An 18,416-nucleotide genomic window follows, 5' to 3' on the forward strand; every position below is an offset into this window, starting at 1 on the left:
TGAATAGATGAATCTTTTGGCAAAGGCGATCGACATTTCACGGGCAGCAGCAGTCATCGTAGCCGCGGGGCGTGGCGAACGGGCGGGACAGAGCACTGAGGGGCCGAAACAATATCGGCGGATCGGCGGCGAAGCTGTGCTTGCGCGCACGTTGCGTGCTTTCGCGCATTGCACTGAGATTGACCAGATCGTCGTGGTCATTCATGCAGATGACGCCACACTTTATGAAAACGCCATTACTGATCGCTCCTCGAATATACGCGTTGTAACCGGCGGCCCCACGCGACAGGAATCGACCCGGCTTGGGCTACTGGCGCTTAGCGAAAACGCCCCGCAATACGTGCTCATTCATGATGGCGTGCGTCCCTTTATAGAGCAGGACCTTCTCGCGCGGATATTCGACAATCTGACGCCAGAAGAAGGTGTACTGCCCACGCTCGCCGTGTCCGATACGCTGAAGCAATCGGCCAGTGATGGAACCGTTAAGACAACCGTTCCGCGCGCTGGTCTTTTCTCAGCACAGACACCGCAAGCCTTTCCCTTTGCACCGATCCTCGACGCGCATGAAAAAGCATTCACCAGCGGTCGCTCCGACTTTACCGACGATGCATCCATTGCGGAATTCTATGGGCTTTCAGTACGCATCATTGAGGGTTCCGCGGACAATACGAAACTAACATGGGCCAAAGATATCGAAATGGCCGACAAACGATTGAGGCATGGCATGACTTCATTTCCAGATATCCGCACCGGCAATGGCTATGACGTTCACAGCTTTGAACCCGGTGACCATGTCACGCTCTGCGGTGTTGCCATTCCACACGACAAGAAGCTTAACGGCCACTCTGATGCGGACGTCGCGTTGCATGCCCTAACTGACGCATTACTCGCGACACGCGGTGCAGGTGATATCGGCACGCACTTCCCGCCTTCCGATCCGCAGTGGAAGGGGGCAGCATCGCATATTTTCGTTGAACATGCGGTGAAAATCGTCCGCGAAGCCGGTGGGCGCATTGCCAATGCCGATGTGACGATTATCGCCGAAGAACCCAAGATCGGACCACACCGCCCCGCGATGACGGAAGCCATGGCAAATATGCTGGGAATTTCCCTCGACCGCATTTCCGTAAAAGCGACCACCAACGAGAAAATGGGCTTTGTTGGGCGTGGCGAAGGTATTGCTGCTATTGTGACGGCAACAGTGATCTATCCCGGTGAGGTTCCTGAATGACTCTTGTTGCCGAAGCCCAGGCCATCGACGTTCTCAGTACATGTCGCAAACACGGCATCATGATTGCGACAGCAGAATCCTGCACAGGTGGGCTTATTGCTGGCGCATTGACCGATATTGCCGGTTCATCTGATGTAGTGGATCGGGGTTTCGTCACCTATTCCAATGAAGCCAAGAACGAAATGATCGGTGTTCCGCTTGCGTTGATCAACAGCAATGGTGCAGTTTCAAAGGAAGTGGCCATTGCCATGGCTGAAGGCGCGCTCGCTCATTCGCGCGCGGGCATCAGCATCGCCGTGACAGGCATTGCCGGTCCCGGCGGCGGATCGGCTGAAAAGCCCGTTGGCCTTGTGCATATTGCAAGCGCCCGTCAAGGCTTTGCAACACTGCACAAAGAATGCCGTTTTGGTGAAAAATCACGTGAAGATATTCGTCACGAGACAGTGCTATCTGCGCTAGCACTGGTTCTTGCCGCACTAAATTCTTAGGTCAGACGAGACCGTAAATATGATCAGCACGCTTCTCGAAGGCTTCCGAGAATTTGCGGAAGGCCAGATCAAACATCGACCCCATCAGAAGCCCAAGTGTTCTGCTCTTGAACTCATAATCGATGAAAAACTCGACGTCGCATTCCGAACCATCGCCAACCGGTTTGAACGTCCAGCGATTATCGAGATAACGAAATGGACCATCGACATATTTCACATCGATGACGTTCTCTTCCGGCTTCAAAAACACCTGACTGGTAAAAGTCTCACGGATCACTTTGTAACCCACGGTCATATCGGCAACTAAAAGTGTCTTGCCGTCTTTTTCCTTGCGTGACCGGATCGAAAGGGCCTCGCACATAGGCAGGAATTGCGGATATTTTTCAACATCCGCAACCAAAGCGAACATATGCTCTGCCTTGTGGTGAACTCGTCTGACATTCGTAAACTGCGGCATGCGATATTAAGCCTGTGCTGCGACCTGCGCTTCACGTGCAGCCTTCAGCTTCGCAAAATCATCGCCAGCATGGTGCGATGAACGTGTCAGCGGGCTGGACGCAACCAGCAGGAAGCCCTTGGTACGACCAATCGTCTCGAAAGACTTGAATTCATCCGGAGTCACAAAACGGATAACCGGATGGTGCTTACGGGTCGGCTGGAGATACTGGCCAATCGTCATGAAATCCACGTCCGCAGAGCGAAGATCGTCCATCAGCTGCAGAATTTCGTTCCGCTCTTCGCCAAGGCCGACCATGATGCCGGATTTGGTGAAGATTGTCGGATCGAGTTCCTTCACACGCTGCAACAGACGAATGGAGTGGAAATAGCGCGCGCCAGGACGAACCTTGAGATACTTCGAAGGCACTGTTTCCAGATTGTGATTGAACACATCCGGGCGTGCCTTAACCACGATCTCAAGCGCGCCTTCCTTACGCAGGAAGTCTGGCGTCAGAATTTCAATCGTCGTCTTTGGCGCAGCTTCACGGATTGCGAGAATGACATCTGCGAAATGCTGCGCACCACCATCGGCCAGATCGTCACGATCAACTGACGTGATAACCACGTGGGTCAGCCCCATCTGCTTGACGGCACGGCCCACATTTTCCGGCTCATTCGGATCGAGAGCTTTTGGAATACCGGTGGAAACATTACAGAACGCGCAAGCACGGGTGCAGATTTCACCCATGATCATGAAGGTCGCGTGCTTCTTTTCCCAGCACTCGCCAATGTTCGGGCAACCGGCTTCTTCGCAAACAGTGACAAGCTTGTTGGAGCGGACGATCTCACGCGTTTCATTGTACCCGCGCGAAACGGGTGCCTTGACGCGGATCCAATCCGGCTTCTTCAGAACTTCATTGTCTGGACGGTGAGCCTTTTCAGGATGCCGCTGACGTCTCTCGTTCACTGTATCGAGAACTGTAACCATGCTGTTTCCTGCCTATCTGGAACAAAATGCCTGCAGGCTTTGTGCTCCAACAATGGGTAGACCTCTGAATGTGGCTTGCCCTAACAATTTGAAGCACTGCTGCGCAATGCCTATAACTGCGGCTTACCGTCTCGCTGCAATTCCAATCGCTCTGAAAACCAGAGCCCATATCAGGCCGAATATAAGGCCGCCAAAGCCAAGTGCCAAGGTCAGTGTCCAGACACCGTACCAGCCAGCAATCGCCATTCCGTTGATCGATATGGTGTTTCCGCCGATCAAGCTGAAGCTTCCTGCAAGAAAACCCAGTGCAAGACCGCCTGCGGTACACCATTTGACCATGGGCCAGGCGGCACGCCGCCAAGGCCCTCCATTATCGATCAGCGGAATGTGCTTACTCCTGTTTAAGAGCGTTTCTGGTTTACATGTTCAGCGCACGGCCATAGGCATCCAGTACGCTTTCCTTCATTGTCTCGGAAATTGTCGGATGCGGGAAGACCGAATGCATCAGCTCTTCTTCTGTGGTTTCAAGGTTCATCGCGACAACGAAGCCCTGAATAAGTTCCGTTACTTCCGCACCGACCAGATGTGCGCCCAGCAGCTGTCCGGTCTTTTTGTCGAAAATGGTCTTAACCAGACCCTGATCTTCACCAAGTGCGATTGCCTTGCCGTTGGCGACAAATGGGAACCGTCCAACGCGAATATCACGTCCCAGCTCTTTTGCCTTGGCTTCAGTGAGGCCAACGGAGGCGACCTGCGGATTACAATAGGTGCAGCCCGGGATCATGTTGCGGTCGAGCGGATGGACATTCGGCAAACCGGCTATCTTTTCGACGCAGATAACGGCTTCATGCTCAGCCTTGTGAGCCAGCATTGGTGGACCAGCAACGTCGCCAATCGCGTAAATGCCGTCAACATTGGTCTTGCAATAAGCATCGATGGCAATGCAACCGCGATCTGTTTTGATGCCAAGCGCTTCAAGGCCGATATTCTCGATGTTGCCCTGAACGCCAACAGCCGAGATCATGCGATCAACGGTCAGCGTCTGAACCTTGCCGTCTTTGGTTTCGATATGAGCGGTCACATTGTTTGCGCCCTTCTCAACCTTGGAAACCTTGGCGTCTGTGATGATCTTGAGGCCGCGCTTTTCAAGCTGCTTGCGCGCGAAAGTCGAGATTTCCGCGTCTTCAACAGGCATAATATTCGACATCAGTTCAACAACAGTAACGTCAACGCCCATGTCGTTATAGAACGAAGCGAATTCGATACCGATTGCACCAGAACCCATGACCAGCATGGTCTTAGGCAGTTCTTGTGGAACCATGGCTTCAAAATAAGTCCAGATCAGCTTGCCATCTGGCTCAATACCGGGAAGCGCACGCGGACGTGCACCCGTCGCGACGATAATGTGCTTGGCCTTGTAAGTGCCTTCACCAAGCGTGTTCTTAGGCTGTGGCGCCTGTGGCAGCATCGGCGCTTTGGAGGTCTTGGAAACAACGATTTCGCCCGGCTTGGAAAGCTTTGCTTCACCCCAGATCACGTCGATCTTGTTCTTCTTCATGAGGAAGCCAACGCCACCATTCATGCGCTCTGCAATGCCACGCGAACGGGAAACAACAGCCTTGATGTCGGCAGTGATAGAGCCTTCAAGCTTCAGGCCATAATTTTTAGCATGATCGGCAAGGTGCTTCACTTCTGCTGAACGCAGCAACGCCTTGGTTGGAATACAACCCCAGTTGGAGCAGATACCAGCGAGATGTTCGCGTTCTACAACAGCCGTCTTGAGTCCAAGCTGCGCTGCGCGAATAGCCGCGACATAGCCTCCAGGACCCGATCCGATAACAATAACGTCGTAACTGTTGGACACGCTCATTCTCCTCGAGTGGTCTTTATGCCAGATCACCGGCATATCTTTCACTGTTCAAAAAGCCGATATCATCGGCCCAATAATTTACAGACCGAGCACCGCACGAACAACAGGCTCCAGCCCTTGTCCGATTGCCCGGGTATTTTCTCTATCCAGATGCACGCCATCGAGCGGTGTGGTTTTCGCGACAGTCGAAGCATCAAAAAACGCGCATTTCATCTCATCGGCAAGTCCGGAAAGCAACGGACCCAACTTGGCAGTTTCAACAATGCCGCCAGCGAACATTGAAGCAAAAGCCGGATCAGCACTCTCGCGGATATGTGGTGGCGCTACGATAAGGATTTCAGGGACGCTCGAGCCTTGACCATAAGGATGCGAACGAATGATCTGGATCAGTCTGCGCATACCGGAATAACTTGAAAATGCGTCACCCACGACCTGCGGCTTCATATCATTGCTACCGAGCAAGATAATAACCAGATCAAGCGGGGAATGCGTGCCGAGCAATGTTGGCAGAATACGAGTGCCATTGCGGTCTTCCGCAGCTGTATAATCATCAAAGGCAGTCGTTCTACCGCTCAGCCCTTCAGCAATCACATTTGCCTGTGAACCAAGTAAATTCTGCAGAACCGATGGCCAGCGATCTTCCAGTGGAAGGCGCGCACCATTGGGGGCCTGATAGCCCCAGGTCAATGAATCACCAAAGCATAAAATAGACTTCATACGTTACGACTCCGCGGCAAATAAACCTGATCAATAAACTGAAAAATAAAACTAAAAAAAGCAAACCCAAGCCACGCGAGCAACTTGGGCATCAGTATATCGTTCTTGACAGCAGAGAAACCGCCAAGGCTTTTCCCGATAGTAGAGGCGACGAAAAGCCTTGGCGTTAATGTCATATTACACCAGCATACCCATCGGGTTTTCGATGTGACGCTTGAAGGCCTGTGCAAGTTCAGCAGCCAAAGCGCCATCAACGGCACGGTGGTCGGTGGAAAGGGTGACGGACATAACAGTCGCAACCTTGATTTCACCGTTCTTGACCACTGCACGCTGTTCGCCCGCACCGATTGCGAAAATCGTCGCATGTGGTGGGTTGATGATCGCTGCAAAGTCCTTCACGCCAAACATGCCGAGGTTGGACACGGAGGTCGAACCACCCTGATATTCATCAGGCTTGAGCTTGCGATCACGCGCACGCTTGGCAAGGTCCTTCATCTCATTGGAGATAGCGGACAGCGTCTTCGATTCCGATTGGCGCACGATTGGCGTAATCAGACCACCCGGGATGGAGACAGCAACGCCGACATCAGCACGCTTGTGCTTGATCATGCCGCCTTCAGTCCATGAGACGTTGGCTTCTGGAATGTCACGCAGCGCAAGAGCAACAGCCTTGATTACCAGATCGTTGACAGAAAGCTTGTAGGCCGGAACCTCGCCCTTCTCTGTCTTGATCAGCGGTGCAGCGGCGTTGATCTGCGAACGCAGAGCCAGCAGCGCATCAAGTTCGCAATCGATCGTCAGATAGAAATGCGGAACAGTCTGCTTCGATTCCACCAGACGGCGGGCAATGGTCTTGCGCATACCGTCGTGAGGAACGATTTCGTATGTGCCTTCTTCAAAGAGCTTGAGGATGGCATCATCCGACTGAGGCTTTGGAGCAGATGCTGTTGCCTGCGGTGCAGCCGCAGCAGCTTTTGTGCCACCCGACTTGATCGCAGATTCAACGTCACGCTGAACGACGCGGCCATATGGGCCAGTGCCTTTTACAGCGGAAACATCGACGCCAGCATCCTTTGCGATGCGGCGGGCAAGCGGCGATGCAAAGACGCGTTCACCCTTGTTCTCAGCGCCTTTACTTGCAGCCGGAGCAGCCGCTGGGGCTTCAGCCTTTACAGGAGCCGGAGCTGCCGCAGGTGCCGCTTCCTTTTTGGGCTCTTCCTTAGGCGCTTCTGCCTTTGGTGCAGGAGCGGAATCGCCACCTTTCGCTGCTTCCGCAACATCCTCGCCGTCTTCGGCGAGAATTGCGATCAGCGCGTTAACCTTGACGCCTTCAGTTCCGGCAGGAACCACCAGCTTGGCAACAACGCCTTCGTCGACAGCTTCGACTTCCATCGTCGCCTTATCGGTTTCAATCTCGGCAATCACATCGCCGGACGTAACCTTGTCGCCTTCTTTAACCAGCCACTTGGAAAGATTGCCTTCTTCCATGGTTGGCGAAAGCGCTGGCATGGTGATCTTAATCGGCATGTCCAGTACCTCCTCAGGCGGTGTAGGTCACGGCTTTCACCGCTTCTACCACTTCTGCAACAGTTGGCAGAGCCAACTTTTCAAGATTTGCCGCATATGGCATCGGTACGTCCTTGCCAGCGATCGTCAGGATCGGCGCGTCGAGGTAATCGAACGCCTGCTGCATGACACGTGTGGCAATTTCAGTACCAACGGAAGACTGTGGGTAGCCTTCTTCAACGGTGACGAGGCGACCGGTCTTCTTGACCGATTCCACAACCGTCGGAATGTCCATTGGACGGATGGTGCGCAGATCGATGATTTCCACATCGATACCAAGACCGGCCAACTCTTCTGCAGCCTTGACCGCATAGGTCATGCCAATACCAAACGAAACGATGGTCGCGTCCTTGCCCTGCTTATGAATGCGGGCCTTGCCGATTGGCAGAACGAAATCATCAAGCTTCGGCACATCAAAATGATGACCGTAAAGAATTTCGTTTTCGAGGAAGACGACCGGATTTGGATCACGGATAGCAGCCTTGAGCAGGCCCTTCGCGTCAGCAGCCGTATAAGGCATGACGACCTTGAGGCCCGGAATCTGGCTATACCATGCGGCATAGCACTGCGAATGCTGAGCGGCCACGCGAGCAGCAGCGCCCGAAGGACCACGGAACACCATTGGCGCGCCCATCTGGCCACCGGACATATAAAGCGTCTTGGCTGCCGAATTGATGATCTGGTCAATCGCCTGCATGGCGAAGTTGAACGTCATGAATTCAACAACTGGCTTCAGACCAGCCATTGCGGCACCAACGCCAACACCGGCAAAACCGTGTTCGGTGATCGGGGTATCGACAACGCGGCGTGGGCCGAATTCATCGAGAAGACCCTGCGTGATCTTGTAAGCGCCCTGATATTCGGCAACTTCTTCGCCCATGACGAAGACATTCTCGTCACGGCGCATTTCTTCGGCCATGGCATCGCGCAGCGCTTCACGCACAGTTGTCGAAACCATTTCCGTACCGGCTGGAATATCCGGATCAGCAGCAACTTCGACCTTAGGAGCAGCAGGCACGCTATCAGCTTTCTTTTCTTCAGCCTTTGGCGCTTCTTTTGCTTCTTCCTTCGGTGCTTCGGCCTTGGCCGCCGGAGCAGAACCAATGTCGGAGGCACTTTCGCCATCGCCAAGCAGGACGGCAATCGGCGTATTGACTTTCACGCCTTCCGTGCCTTCTTCGATGAGAATTTTACCGATTGTGCCTTCATCGACGGCTTCAACTTCCATCGTCGCCTTATCGGTTTCGATTTCCGCGATCACATCACCAGACGTAACCTTGTCGCCTTCTTTTTTAAGCCACTTGGACAGTTTGCCCTCTTCCATCGTCGGAGAAAGAGCAGGCATGAGAATTTCTACGGGCATGACAACACCTTTCTCGAATTAGAGCAGAATATCCGTGTAGAGCTCGGAAGCATCCGGCTCTGGATCGTTTTGAGCGAAATCGGCGGAATCAGCGACGATATCGCGAACTTCCTTGTCGATTTCCTTCAGCTCTTCTTCAGTGGCCCAGCCCTTTTCGATCAGGCGCTGTTTTACCTGTTCGATAGGATCATGTTCGGAACGCATCTTCTGCACTTCGTCCTTCGAGCGATATTTCGCAGGATCGGACATCGAGTGACCGCGATAGCGATAGGTTTCCATTTCAAGAATCAATGGACCCTTGCCGGAACGTGCCCAATCGACAGCGAACTCGGCAGCAGCGGCAACGGCGCGAACGTCCATGCCGTCAACCTTGATTCCGGGAACGTTGAACGAAACACCGCGCTTGGAGAAATCTGTTTCAGCGGAAGAACGCGAAACCGAAGTACCCATTGCATAACGGTTGTTTTCAATCACGTAGATCACAGGAAGCTTCCACAGCGACGCCATGTTGAAGGCTTCGTAGACCTGACCCTGATTGGCAGCGCCGTCGCCGAAATAAGTCACGGAAACATTGTCATTGCCGCGATACTTGTTCGCGAAGGCAAGACCGGTTCCAAGCGGAACCTGAGCGCCAACGATACCGTGGCCGCCGTAAAAGCCCTTCTCTTTCGAGAACATGTGCATGGAGCCGCCCTTGCCCTTGGAGTAGCCTCCACGGCGCCCGGTCAACTCGGCCATGACGCCGCGCGCTTCCATGCCGGTAGCAAGCATGTGACCATGGTCACGGTAGGAAGTGATGATCTGATCGCCTTCCTTCAACGCTGTCTGCATGCCAACAACAACGGCTTCCTGACCGATGTAGAGATGGCAGAAGCCGCCGATGAAACCCATACCGTAAAGCTGACCGGCCTTTTCTTCGAAACGGCGGATCAACAACATCTCACGATAAGCGGCCAGTTCCTGCTTCTTGTCGAAGTTTGCAGGCGCAGGTGCCTTGGGGGTTGTAACAGAAGACGCCTGCATTTTGCCGGCAGGCGCCCTTTTAGCCCTCGGTGCCATATCTCGCTCCCTTAAGCATCCACCCCAAAAATCGGGATCGATTTTTGGAAGACATGATGCATCGATTCAAATTACCAGAGCGACATTAAACACCCGAAGGGCAAACAGCGCTCTAGGATTGTTGTTCTATTGTGACGTTATACGGGCAATTTACAAGATACAATATGCACCCAGAGCATAGCTGCTATGCCGCCAAGCCCTTAAAAACATATCACAAAAAGACAATTAACTGGATTTAAGTTAATTTGACCTGTCTTCTCTTGAAATGATTATCGTCATTTCATCGGGATGAGAGAGATTAAGCGCCCTGCGCGCCTGCTCGTCAAGCATATCCTTTTCGATCGACCCGTCGCGCAAAAGCGTGACGCGCTTCTCAAGTGCAGCCCTGTCGGCAGTCACTTTCTCAAGCTGCTGGGTAAGTAGGCTTTTCTGTTCTTCAAGCTGGATACGGGAATAAAGACCAAACTCGCCATGATAGGCGTGAAAACCGAAATAGCTAAGAAACGCAGCCGTCAGAATAGGCAGCACAAAACGGCCGCGGATCGATTTACGTTTCTGCTTGGTCCACATTTCGGCTTCCTTCCCGGATAGTCAGAGCGGCTTTGATTCTGAATTAAAGCGCACCCCGAAAAGTGGGAACCGGTTTTCGGAACAGGGTGTGCGATAATAAAGACAGTCAGAATGCCGATCTGTTCGAATCAGACCGAACGCGCTCTGACAGCGTCAATCCGATTTCCACCATGAAGCATTATTTTGCTTAACAGAGCTTTACCGCAGAGTGATGACAGAGCATTCAGAAGCAGATTTTTTTGCGATCATGCTCCCGTTGCCTGAATAAAAAATGGCGGCCGAAGCCGCCATCTGATCAACAATTCCTGTGCAAATTACACATCAACAATGGTTGAGAAGCCACCCATGATCATGCGCTTGCCGTCAAATGGCATGGTGTCGCCCATTTCTTTCATGCGCGGATCGCTCATCATTTTTTCATTAGCAGCGTCTCGCGTGGCTTTGTCCGGGTATTCGAACCACGAGAAGACGACCTCTTCATCGTCTTTTGCCTGCACTGCACGGCGAAAATCAGTGACTTTGCCGTCAGGCACGTCATCGCCCCAGGCCTCAACCATACGCGTCACGCCAAATTCCTTGAACAAGGCCGAGGCCTTGGCAGCATGTTTCTGGTAGGTGTCCTTGTTCGCCTTAGGCACCGCGACAACAAACCCTTCAATGTAAGCCATTTCTCTCTCCCATTTTGGCCCGCCCATTTCTGATTAGATGCGTCTACCCTCGCTTGGCATTCCCCTGAAATAGGACACCAAATGAAACGGGCAACTGCATTTATATTGATATCAATGTAATTTGATTTGTCAAATAAGGCGTGACTGACTGCGCAAGATAGAAAGAAGGGCTTCGAGCCTCAGCGTTTAGGTCGGATGATTGGCTCAAGCAAAAAGGAATCGGTTTAGAGCGCGTTTCGATCTGATTGGATCAGATCGGCGCTCTAAATATTTGTTTTAACGCGCATCTTTGTCCGAAAACCGTTTCACACTTTTCGGGATGCGCTCTAAAACCGCCAGACAGTCACCGCTGCGACATTACCGAATGCCACAAGGTCGGCTTCTGATCGTAGCCGCTGCCCTGCCAGCTCTCCAGTGACACAGCATTCCATGCTGCATTGTCGTTCCAGATACGGGCGATCTCATCGGCGCTCATATAGTTATAGTATCGTCCAAGTGCGTCGTGACCTTCACCCGGACCATCCTTAAAACTCGCCCAGAGCCAGCCTCCCGGATTGAGTGCCCGGTGCATACGCCGCACAATATCGGGCAGGTCCGCACGACTTGCATGAAGCAGCGACGCGGATGCATAAATACCATCATAACGCTCAACTGCTTCAAGCTCATGGAATAACATCTGCCTGACAGGACGCTGCAATAGCGCCGAGGCTTCCGCAGCCAGTTCTCCTGAACCATCGGTCGGATCGACGTCAAAGCCACGCGCTAGCATCGCCTTGGCGTCCTGGCCACTCCCTGTGCCAAGCTCTAGAATAAGCCCAGCTGGACGAACATGCGCAAGAAAACTCTCCAGTTTTGGATTCACGCTGGAGCGGGCTGCATAAGCAGCGGCGTTATTCGCATAAAAACCCAGCGTATCGTTCGACATGACCTTGCTCCCCGTTTGTAAACTTAGAGAACAAGCAAATATGTCCGCACGAAGACGCAAAGAAAAAGGCGGACCAAAGCCCGCCTTTTCAACTCATAAGTTACTAAAGCTTAGATGAACTTCAGCGCGCTGCGGCCTGCATAGCGAGCCTGTTTGCCAAGTTCTTCTTCAATACGGATGAGCTGGTTGTACTTCGCCGTACGGTCGGAACGAGCCAGCGAACCGGTCTTGATCTGACCGCAGTTGGTTGCAACTGCGAGATCGGCAATGGTGGAATCTTCCGTTTCGCCCGAACGATGCGACATGACAGCGGTGTAGCCAGCCTTGTGCGCAGTTTCGACGGCATCGAGCGTTTCGCTGAGCGAGCCAATCTGGTTGACCTTGACGAGGATCGAGTTGGCAACGCCCATCTTGATACCGTCGCGCAGGCGAGCCGAGTTGGTAACGAACAGATCGTCGCCAACCAGCTGGCACTTGTCGCCGATCAGATCGGTCAGATACTTCCAGCCTTCCCAATCGTCTTCAGCCATACCGTCTTCAATCGAAACGATAGGGTAATCAGCAGCAAGCTTTGCAAGATACTTGGCCTGAGCCTTTGGATCGCGGGTCTTGCGTTCACCTTCATAGACGTAGTTACCGTCCTTGAAGAATTCTGTGGCGGCGCAATCAAGACCGATTGCGATGTCTTCGCCCGGCTTGAAGCCAGCCTGTTCAATCGATTCCAGTACGAAATCGAGAGCAGCCTGGGCGCTCTTGAGGTTTGGAGCGAAGCCGCCTTCATCACCGACATTGGTGTTGTGGCCAGCATCTTTCAAACGCTTCTTGAGCGTGTGGAATACTTCTGAACCATAACGGACAGCTTCGCGGATCGACGAAGCGCCCACTGGCAGAATCATGAATTCCTGAAAATCGATTGGATTGTCAGCATGCGCGCCGCCATTGATGATGTTCATCATTGGAACTGGCAGAACGTGGGCGTTGACGCCGCCAACATAGCGGTAGAGTGGAAGGCCGGTTGCCTGTGCGGCAGCCTTGGCAACAGCAAGCGAAACGCCGAGAATTGCATTCGCGCCGAGATTACCCTTGTTTGGCGAACCATCGAGATCGATCAGTGTCTGGTCGATCAGCAACTGGCTTTCAGCATCGATACCGGCGATTGCGTCAAAAATCTTGCCATTAACTGCTTCAACGGCCTTTTCAACGCCCTTGCCGAGATAGCGGCTACCGCCGTCACGAAGCTCAACGGCTTCATGCGCGCCAGTGGAAGCGCCTGATGGCACCGCAGCGCGGCCAAAAGAGCCGTCTTCCAGTACGACGTCTACTTCGACGGTCGGGTTACCGCGGCTGTCGAGAATTTCGCGACCAACGATGTCGATGATTGCAGTCATAGGGGCAAGTCCTTCCCTGTAGATAGCCCCGCTTTGTTACGAGGCACATTGAAGAAATCCGATGTGAGACTTCATTATAGAAATAAAAGGCGGAGGAAAATCCCCCGCCTGTGAATTCCTGATGAAATTTTAAATCGATTTAGCAATCCTGTCGAATGCCATCAATTTTTCGAGAAGTGCAGGCATTTTATCGATCTGCACCATGTTTGGTCCGTCAGACGGTGCATTGTCCGGGTCTTCGTGCGTTTCAATGAAAACACCAGCCACACCCACAGCAACAGCGGCACTTGCAAGCGTCTCAACGAACTCACGCTGACCGCCGGAAGAACCACCCTGCCCGCCGGGCTGTTGAACGGAATGGGTTGCGTCGAAAATCACAGGCGAACCAAAGCCAGCCATGATTGGCAGCGAGCGCATGTCCGAAACAAGCGTATTGTAACCAAAGGATGCGCCGCGCTCGGTCGCCATGACATTTGGATTGCCATTCTCGGTGATCTTGGCAAGCACGTTCTTCATGTCCCACGGTGCCAGAAACTGGCCCTTTTTCACATTGATCGCACGGCCAGTCTTTGCGGCAGCAACCAGAAGGTCGGTCTGGCGGCAAAGAAATGCAGGAATCTGCAAGACATCAACGACGTCAGCGACTTCCGCGCACTGCGCTTCGGTGTGAATATCGGTCAGAACAGGAAAACCGAATTCTTTCTTGAGATCGGCAAAAACTTCGAGCGCCTTTTCCAGACCAATGCCGCGCTGCGCGCTAAGCGAGGTGCGGTTCGCCTTGTCAAAGCTCGACTTATAAACAAGCCCCATGCCAAGCTTATTGGTGATCTCAACCAGTCGGCCAGCCATGTCGAACGCGTGTTCACGGCTTTCCATCTGGCAAGGCCCGGCGATCAAAGCCAGAGGCGCACTGTTGGAGAACGTAACATTGCCGATTTTAACGGCAGAATTTGCGGTCGTCATGACTTGGAACCTTCAAATACAAACAACGTCCCCTGGCCCGGAGCCGGAGTGACGCAAATACGGCTTTCGCTCTTTGTGAAAACGATTCCGTTGCGAACGAGAAGCTGCTCAACCGCATAAAGCGAAGCAACCGAGAAGACCAGACCGGCAAGCCGCAAACCACGACCATGAAGGACCGGCGACCAGCCAAAACAGCAATCAAACTGTGTCGGCGTCATGACCGCTATATCGGAATTGTTGGCGGAAATTGCCAGTGAACCATCTTCCTCTTTGCGAGCAGGTGCATGAAAGACACCCTGAATCAGGCTTGAGAAATCTTCTGGTTTCTCCTCGCACACTAATATCTGACGCAAACCCGTCACGCCATTTTCATGGGTGATCAGATGCGAGCGGTCTGTCTTGGGATAAGCCAGACGCTGACAGGTGAAGAAAAATGTATCCGGCGCGCGCAGATCGGCAGCAAAAGCCAGACGGAAGCTGCCTGTTTCGCGCTTACCTTCAGATGAGATGAAACTTCGCGAAAACTCGACCATGCGACCACCGGAAATACCACGGCGCTTGAATTCCGCATGATCACCACGCGAATCATCCGTCTTGAAAGCTATTCCGGAAAAACCGTCGTCGCCGTTGCGAAAACGGTAAGATAAATCACGCTGGATAAAGCTGTTGTTGCGCTGCGCGGCGGCTTCATAAAGCGGCGAGCGGTCCACAGCCAACATTTCGAGATAAGTATCGTCTGCAAAGAAACTGCAGACGTTAGCGGTGCCGAACGGATGTTGTGCGACCGGTGCCACTGTAAATCCCAAGTGGGAAAGTCTCTTGCGCGCCTCACTCAGTTGAGAAACTGGAAGCACCAGATGGTCAACTGAACGAGCTTTGCGCGCAAGATCATTTGTCATGCATCAAACCAGTCTGCCCTGCTCCATCGCAGCCGCGATGAAGGAAGAGAATAGTGGGTGTGGCTCAAACGGACGCGACTTCAGTTCCGGATGGTACTGAACGCCGATGAACCAGGGATGGTCAGCATATTCAACCGTTTCCGGCAGAACGCCGTCAGGCGACATACCAGAGAATACCAAGCCGCTCGCTTCAAGGCGGTCCTTATAGTCAACGTTCACTTCATAGCGGTGACGATGACGTTCGGAAATCTCGGTCGAACCATAGATCTCGGCAATACGCGTTCCAGCCTTAAGCGTGGAATCATATGCGCCAAGGCGCATCGTGCCGCCAAGATCACCCGATTTCGTACGCTTTTCGAGCATATTGCCCTTGAGCCACTCAGTCATCAGACCGACAACAGGTTCCTTGGTCGGACCGAACTCGGTCGATGACGCATTTTCGATACCGGCAAGGTTACGCGCGGCTTCGAGACATGCCATCTGCATACCGAAACAGATACCGAAATAAGGCACCTTGTGCTCGCGAGCGAACTTGGCCGCAAGGATCTTGCCTTCTGCACCACGTTCACCAAAGCCGCCCGGCACCAGAATGCCGTGAACTTTTTCGAGATACGGTGATGGGTCTTCACTTTCGAAGACTTCGGCTTCGATCCAGTCGAGATTGACCTTGACCTTGTTGGCAATGCCACCGTGCTGCAGCGCTTCGATCAGCGACTTATAAGCATCCTTCAGCTCAGTATATTTGCCGACGACGGCAATGGTAACTTCGCCTTCCGGATTGTGCAGAAGATGGGAAATGCCTTCCCAGCGTTCCATACGTGGCTTCGGTGCCGGTTCGATACCGAATGCTGCAAGCACTTCGTTGTCGAGACCTTCCTTATGATAAGCAATCGGCACATCATAAATGGTCGAAACGTCGAGCGCCTGAATGACTGCGCTTTCACGCACATTACAGAAAAGCGACAGCTTGCGACGTTCAGAAGCCGGAATCTCGCGATCCGCACGCACCAGAAGAATATCCGGCGCAATACCGATCGAACGCAGTTCCTTCACCGAATGCTGCGTTGGCTTGGTCTTGAGTTCGCCTGCCGCAGGAATATACGGCATCAATGTCAGATGGATATAAACCGCGCTGTTGCGTGGCAGTTCGTTGCCAAGCTGACGAATGGCTTCAAGGAACGGCATGGCTTCGATATCGCCGACCGTGCCGCCGATTTCGCACAGAACGAAATCATAATCGTCATTGCCTTCAAGGACGAAGTTTTTGATTTCATCCGTGACGTGGGGAATAACCTGAACCGTCGCACCGAGATAATCGCCGCGGCGTTCCTTTTCGATGATGTTGCGGTAAATGCGACCGGTGGTAATGTTGTCCCGCTGATTTGCAGGACGACCGGTGAACCGCTCGTAATGGCCCAGATCAAGGTCTGTTTCAGCACCATCGTCAGTGACGAACACCTCACCGTGCTGGTAAGGCGACATCGTGCCGGGGTCGACGTTCAGATAAGGGTCGAGTTTACGGATACGCACGCGGTAACCACGTGCCTGAAGGAGTGCAGCTAGAGCTGCTGCGGCAATGCCTTTTCCAAGGGAAGAAACCACGCCGCCTGTGATGAATACATATCGCGCCATGGGCTTACGTCGTTAGACCCTTCTTGCTGATTCCGCCACTAAAAAAAGTGTGACCAGCGTTTTTTCCATCAAAATCACACCCGATCAGCTTCCCATATGGGAAAACCGGATGCTTCCACCAAGTTCAGCCCTGCTCGCACCATGTAGCGTCGTTTGTTACATGCACACGAAAAAAGGCCGGGGAAATCCCGGCCTTTCGGGTATTTCTACAAAAAATCAGAGAACGACGACTTTTGCGCCCATGCCAACGCGATCATACAGATCCAGAATGTCGTCATTGGTCATACGGAAACAACCATTGGAAGCCGGGCTACCGATTGTCCATGGCTGAGTGGTACCGTGAATACGGATATACGTATCCTTGTTGCCCTGGAACAGATACATGGCGCGCGAACCAAGCGGATTGCCCGGACCGCCATCCATGCCGTTCTTGTAGCGGCCGTACTGAGCAGGATTGCGTTCGATCATTTCCTTGGTCGGAATCCAGCGTGGCCATTCGCGCTTTGCGCTGACAGTTGCTGTTCCCTTGAACTCAAGACCAACTTTACCAACCGCAATGCCGTAACGGCGGGCTGTCGTCGAGCTTTCAACGAGATAAAGGAAATACTTCGAAGGATCGATGACAATCGTCCCTGCTTCGTAGCCAGTGAAGGTAACAGACTGCGCCTGATAGCGCGGGTCGATGTTGTAGCGGTTAAGGCCGACCTTCTTCGCAGCACCTGCGTTTGAAGCACTCTTCTTTTTCTTCTTGGCAGGCTTTTCCTTGGCATCATTTGCCATAGCGACCTGCTGAACACCCGTTGCCGCAGCAGTAAGCTCGGCTTCAGCACCAGCAGCAAAACTTGGGCCCGTAAGTCCAATGCAAAGGCTTGCAATGCCAGCCATCAAAATAAAACGTGAAGACATGATCTGTTCCCGAAAACCCAAGCAGTGCGGAAAACACCTGTCGCAACATCGCGTTCAGGCTTTCGCCCTCCATACTGTAAACAGTCGCACTACTCAATTATCCACAATGGCTATCCCTCACGATTCGGGAGGGCCTATTGCCAGCATGCAACACTTTGCGAACTCATGTTTAACAAAAAGAAAACCGGCTCTTTCGAACCGGCTTTCAAATTTTCTGCAATTACAAAGCTCTTACTGTGAGCTTGGAACCTGCGGAGCCTGTGGCTGCGTTGGTGCAGTCGCCGGAGCCGAACCAGAAGCAGGCGTTTCTGCTTCATTGGTGCGCGAAGACTCACCGCCCAGCTGATTAAGAATGCCGCCACCGGTTCCGGTTCCACCAGCAGGAGGATTCTGTGTGCTACCTGCTGCCGGGATACGGTTCAGAATGTCCGTTGGCTTTTCGCCATAGCGGGCCATGATACCCAGAACGAGCGACGTGGCGAAAAAGCCAATCGCGAGAATAGCTGTTGTACGGGTCAGCGCGTTAGCTGCGCCGCGTGCCGTCATAAAGCCCGAACCACCGCCGATACCAAGGCCGCCGCCTTCGGAACGCTGGATGAGCACAACGCCAACAAGCGCCAGAACGATCAACAAATGAATGACAATGACTATGGTCTGCATAGGTTACGGTCTTTATATCTCTGGACTAATGCGTAACCGGGAGAAACAGCAAGATTTCCGCCCCGGACAGCGATGATACAAATAG

The 18,416-nt window shown here is 53.0% G+C and carries 19 protein-coding genes; 2 read left to right on the forward strand and 17 right to left on the reverse strand.

What is annotated here, in order from left to right:
* Positions 1 to 7 precede the first annotated feature (7 nt).
* Both ACSME1_RS01375 and ACSME1_RS01380 read left to right on the forward strand, forming a co-directional pair.
* A complete protein-coding gene (locus ACSME1_RS01375) occupies positions 8 to 1,231 on the forward strand; it encodes a bifunctional 2-C-methyl-D-erythritol 4-phosphate cytidylyltransferase/2-C-methyl-D-erythritol 2,4-cyclodiphosphate synthase (RefSeq protein ID WP_105705886.1) in 1,224 nt (407 codons plus the stop codon).
* Complete coding sequence (locus ACSME1_RS01380) at positions 1,228 to 1,719, forward strand: CinA family protein (RefSeq protein WP_105705884.1); 492 nt, start codon at positions 1,228 to 1,230, stop codon at positions 1,717 to 1,719. Before ACSME1_RS01375 ends, ACSME1_RS01380 begins: the two co-directional genes overlap by 4 nt.
* A gap of 1 nt (position 1,720) precedes the next feature.
* Here the strand turns inward: ACSME1_RS01380 and ACSME1_RS01385 are convergent, their stop codons facing one another.
* The 17 genes from ACSME1_RS01385 to secG form a co-directional block, all read right to left on the reverse strand.
* Positions 1,721 to 2,176, reverse strand: a complete 456-nt coding sequence (locus ACSME1_RS01385; protein WP_024897119.1) for a type II toxin-antitoxin system RatA family toxin — start codon at positions 2,174 to 2,176, stop codon at positions 1,721 to 1,723.
* Between the two features lie 6 nt (positions 2,177 to 2,182).
* On the reverse strand, positions 2,183 to 3,145 hold the full coding sequence (gene lipA / locus ACSME1_RS01390) for a lipoyl synthase (RefSeq protein ID WP_024897118.1): 963 nt from the start codon (positions 3,143 to 3,145) through the stop codon (positions 2,183 to 2,185).
* Between the two features lie 123 nt (positions 3,146 to 3,268).
* Entirely contained in the window at positions 3,269 to 3,484 is a 216-nt protein-coding gene (locus ACSME1_RS01395; protein WP_036567093.1) for a hypothetical protein, read from the reverse strand.
* A 79-nt stretch (positions 3,485 to 3,563) separates the two neighbouring features.
* Complete coding sequence (gene lpdA, locus ACSME1_RS01400; RefSeq protein ID WP_100558899.1) at positions 3,564 to 5,009, reverse strand: dihydrolipoyl dehydrogenase; 1,446 nt, start codon at positions 5,007 to 5,009, stop codon at positions 3,564 to 3,566.
* A gap of 84 nt (positions 5,010 to 5,093) precedes the next feature.
* Positions 5,094 to 5,732 (reverse strand): SGNH/GDSL hydrolase family protein, encoded by a 639-nt coding sequence (locus tag ACSME1_RS01405; RefSeq protein WP_105705882.1) that lies wholly within the window; start codon positions 5,730 to 5,732, stop codon positions 5,094 to 5,096.
* Between the two features lie 177 nt (positions 5,733 to 5,909).
* On the reverse strand, positions 5,910 to 7,259 hold the full coding sequence (locus ACSME1_RS01410) for a pyruvate dehydrogenase complex dihydrolipoamide acetyltransferase (RefSeq protein ID WP_105705880.1): 1,350 nt from the start codon (positions 7,257 to 7,259) through the stop codon (positions 5,910 to 5,912).
* A 13-nt stretch (positions 7,260 to 7,272) separates the two neighbouring features.
* Entirely contained in the window at positions 7,273 to 8,661 is a 1,389-nt protein-coding gene (locus ACSME1_RS01415; RefSeq protein ID WP_105705878.1) for a pyruvate dehydrogenase complex E1 component subunit beta, read from the reverse strand.
* An 18-nt stretch (positions 8,662 to 8,679) separates the two neighbouring features.
* A complete protein-coding gene (pdhA, locus tag ACSME1_RS01420) occupies positions 8,680 to 9,720 on the reverse strand; it encodes a pyruvate dehydrogenase (acetyl-transferring) E1 component subunit alpha (RefSeq protein WP_024897111.1) in 1,041 nt (346 codons plus the stop codon).
* A 240-nt stretch (positions 9,721 to 9,960) separates the two neighbouring features.
* On the reverse strand, positions 9,961 to 10,290 hold the full coding sequence (locus ACSME1_RS01425; protein WP_024897110.1) for an FtsB family cell division protein: 330 nt from the start codon (positions 10,288 to 10,290) through the stop codon (positions 9,961 to 9,963).
* 314 nt (positions 10,291 to 10,604) lie between these two features.
* On the reverse strand, positions 10,605 to 10,958 hold the full coding sequence (locus ACSME1_RS01430; RefSeq protein ID WP_024897109.1) for a DUF1428 domain-containing protein: 354 nt from the start codon (positions 10,956 to 10,958) through the stop codon (positions 10,605 to 10,607).
* A gap of 343 nt (positions 10,959 to 11,301) precedes the next feature.
* Positions 11,302 to 11,883, reverse strand: coding sequence for a class I SAM-dependent methyltransferase (locus tag ACSME1_RS01435; RefSeq protein WP_024897108.1), 582 nt, complete (start codon positions 11,881 to 11,883; stop codon positions 11,302 to 11,304).
* A gap of 110 nt (positions 11,884 to 11,993) precedes the next feature.
* On the reverse strand, positions 11,994 to 13,271 hold the full coding sequence (gene eno / locus ACSME1_RS01440; protein WP_024897107.1) for a phosphopyruvate hydratase: 1,278 nt from the start codon (positions 13,269 to 13,271) through the stop codon (positions 11,994 to 11,996).
* 129 nt (positions 13,272 to 13,400) lie between these two features.
* Complete coding sequence (kdsA, locus tag ACSME1_RS01445) at positions 13,401 to 14,234, reverse strand: 3-deoxy-8-phosphooctulonate synthase (RefSeq protein WP_024897106.1); 834 nt, start codon at positions 14,232 to 14,234, stop codon at positions 13,401 to 13,403.
* Positions 14,231 to 15,133 (reverse strand): VOC family protein, encoded by a 903-nt coding sequence (locus ACSME1_RS01450; RefSeq protein WP_105705876.1) that lies wholly within the window; start codon positions 15,131 to 15,133, stop codon positions 14,231 to 14,233. Before ACSME1_RS01450 ends, kdsA begins: the two co-directional genes overlap by 4 nt.
* A 3-nt stretch (positions 15,134 to 15,136) precedes the next feature.
* On the reverse strand, positions 15,137 to 16,765 hold the full coding sequence (locus ACSME1_RS01455; protein WP_105705874.1) for a CTP synthase: 1,629 nt from the start codon (positions 16,763 to 16,765) through the stop codon (positions 15,137 to 15,139).
* A 216-nt stretch (positions 16,766 to 16,981) separates the two neighbouring features.
* Positions 16,982 to 17,671 (reverse strand): L,D-transpeptidase, encoded by a 690-nt coding sequence (locus ACSME1_RS01460; RefSeq protein ID WP_024897103.1) that lies wholly within the window; start codon positions 17,669 to 17,671, stop codon positions 16,982 to 16,984.
* 231 nt (positions 17,672 to 17,902) lie between these two features.
* Complete coding sequence (secG, locus tag ACSME1_RS01465) at positions 17,903 to 18,331, reverse strand: preprotein translocase subunit SecG (protein ID WP_024897102.1); 429 nt, start codon at positions 18,329 to 18,331, stop codon at positions 17,903 to 17,905.
* Between the last annotated feature and the right edge of the window lie 85 nt (positions 18,332 to 18,416).

Source organism: Brucella pituitosa, from assembly GCF_965577835.1.
Taxonomy (GTDB): domain Bacteria; phylum Pseudomonadota; class Alphaproteobacteria; order Rhizobiales; family Rhizobiaceae; genus Brucella; species Brucella pituitosa.

What these genes read in the sequence shown, in the direction of transcription:
- ACSME1_RS01375 (WP_105705886.1), top strand. Translation starts at nt 8, where the DNA reads ATGAATCTTTTGGCAAAGGCGATCGACATTTCACGGGCAGCAGCAGTC.
- ACSME1_RS01380 (WP_105705884.1), top strand. Translation starts at nt 1,228, where the DNA reads ATGACTCTTGTTGCCGAAGCCCAGGCCATCGACGTTCTCAGTACATGT.
- ACSME1_RS01385 (WP_024897119.1), bottom strand. Translation starts at nt 2,176, where the DNA reads ATGCCGCAGTTTACGAATGTCAGACGAGTTCACCACAAGGCAGAGCAT.
- lipA (WP_024897118.1), bottom strand. Translation starts at nt 3,145, where the DNA reads ATGGTTACAGTTCTCGATACAGTGAACGAGAGACGTCAGCGGCATCCT.
- ACSME1_RS01395 (WP_036567093.1), bottom strand. Translation starts at nt 3,484, where the DNA reads ATGGTCAAATGGTGTACCGCAGGCGGTCTTGCACTGGGTTTTCTTGCA.
- ACSME1_RS01405 (WP_105705882.1), bottom strand. Translation starts at nt 5,732, where the DNA reads ATGAAGTCTATTTTATGCTTTGGTGATTCATTGACCTGGGGCTATCAG.
- ACSME1_RS01410 (WP_105705880.1), bottom strand. Translation starts at nt 7,259, where the DNA reads ATGCCGATTAAGATCACCATGCCAGCGCTTTCGCCAACCATGGAAGAA.
- ACSME1_RS01415 (WP_105705878.1), bottom strand. Translation starts at nt 8,661, where the DNA reads ATGCCCGTAGAAATTCTCATGCCTGCTCTTTCTCCGACGATGGAAGAG.
- pdhA (WP_024897111.1), bottom strand. Translation starts at nt 9,720, where the DNA reads ATGGCACCGAGGGCTAAAAGGGCGCCTGCCGGCAAAATGCAGGCGTCT.
- ACSME1_RS01425 (WP_024897110.1), bottom strand. Translation starts at nt 10,290, where the DNA reads ATGTGGACCAAGCAGAAACGTAAATCGATCCGCGGCCGTTTTGTGCTG.
- ACSME1_RS01430 (WP_024897109.1), bottom strand. Translation starts at nt 10,958, where the DNA reads ATGGCTTACATTGAAGGGTTTGTTGTCGCGGTGCCTAAGGCGAACAAG.
- ACSME1_RS01435 (WP_024897108.1), bottom strand. Translation starts at nt 11,883, where the DNA reads ATGTCGAACGATACGCTGGGTTTTTATGCGAATAACGCCGCTGCTTAT.
- eno (WP_024897107.1), bottom strand. Translation starts at nt 13,271, where the DNA reads ATGACTGCAATCATCGACATCGTTGGTCGCGAAATTCTCGACAGCCGC.
- kdsA (WP_024897106.1), bottom strand. Translation starts at nt 14,234, where the DNA reads ATGACGACCGCAAATTCTGCCGTTAAAATCGGCAATGTTACGTTCTCC.
- ACSME1_RS01450 (WP_105705876.1), bottom strand. Translation starts at nt 15,133, where the DNA reads ATGACAAATGATCTTGCGCGCAAAGCTCGTTCAGTTGACCATCTGGTG.
- ACSME1_RS01455 (WP_105705874.1), bottom strand. Translation starts at nt 16,765, where the DNA reads ATGGCGCGATATGTATTCATCACAGGCGGCGTGGTTTCTTCCCTTGGA.
- ACSME1_RS01460 (WP_024897103.1), bottom strand. Translation starts at nt 17,671, where the DNA reads ATGTCTTCACGTTTTATTTTGATGGCTGGCATTGCAAGCCTTTGCATT.
- secG (WP_024897102.1), bottom strand. Translation starts at nt 18,331, where the DNA reads ATGCAGACCATAGTCATTGTCATTCATTTGTTGATCGTTCTGGCGCTT.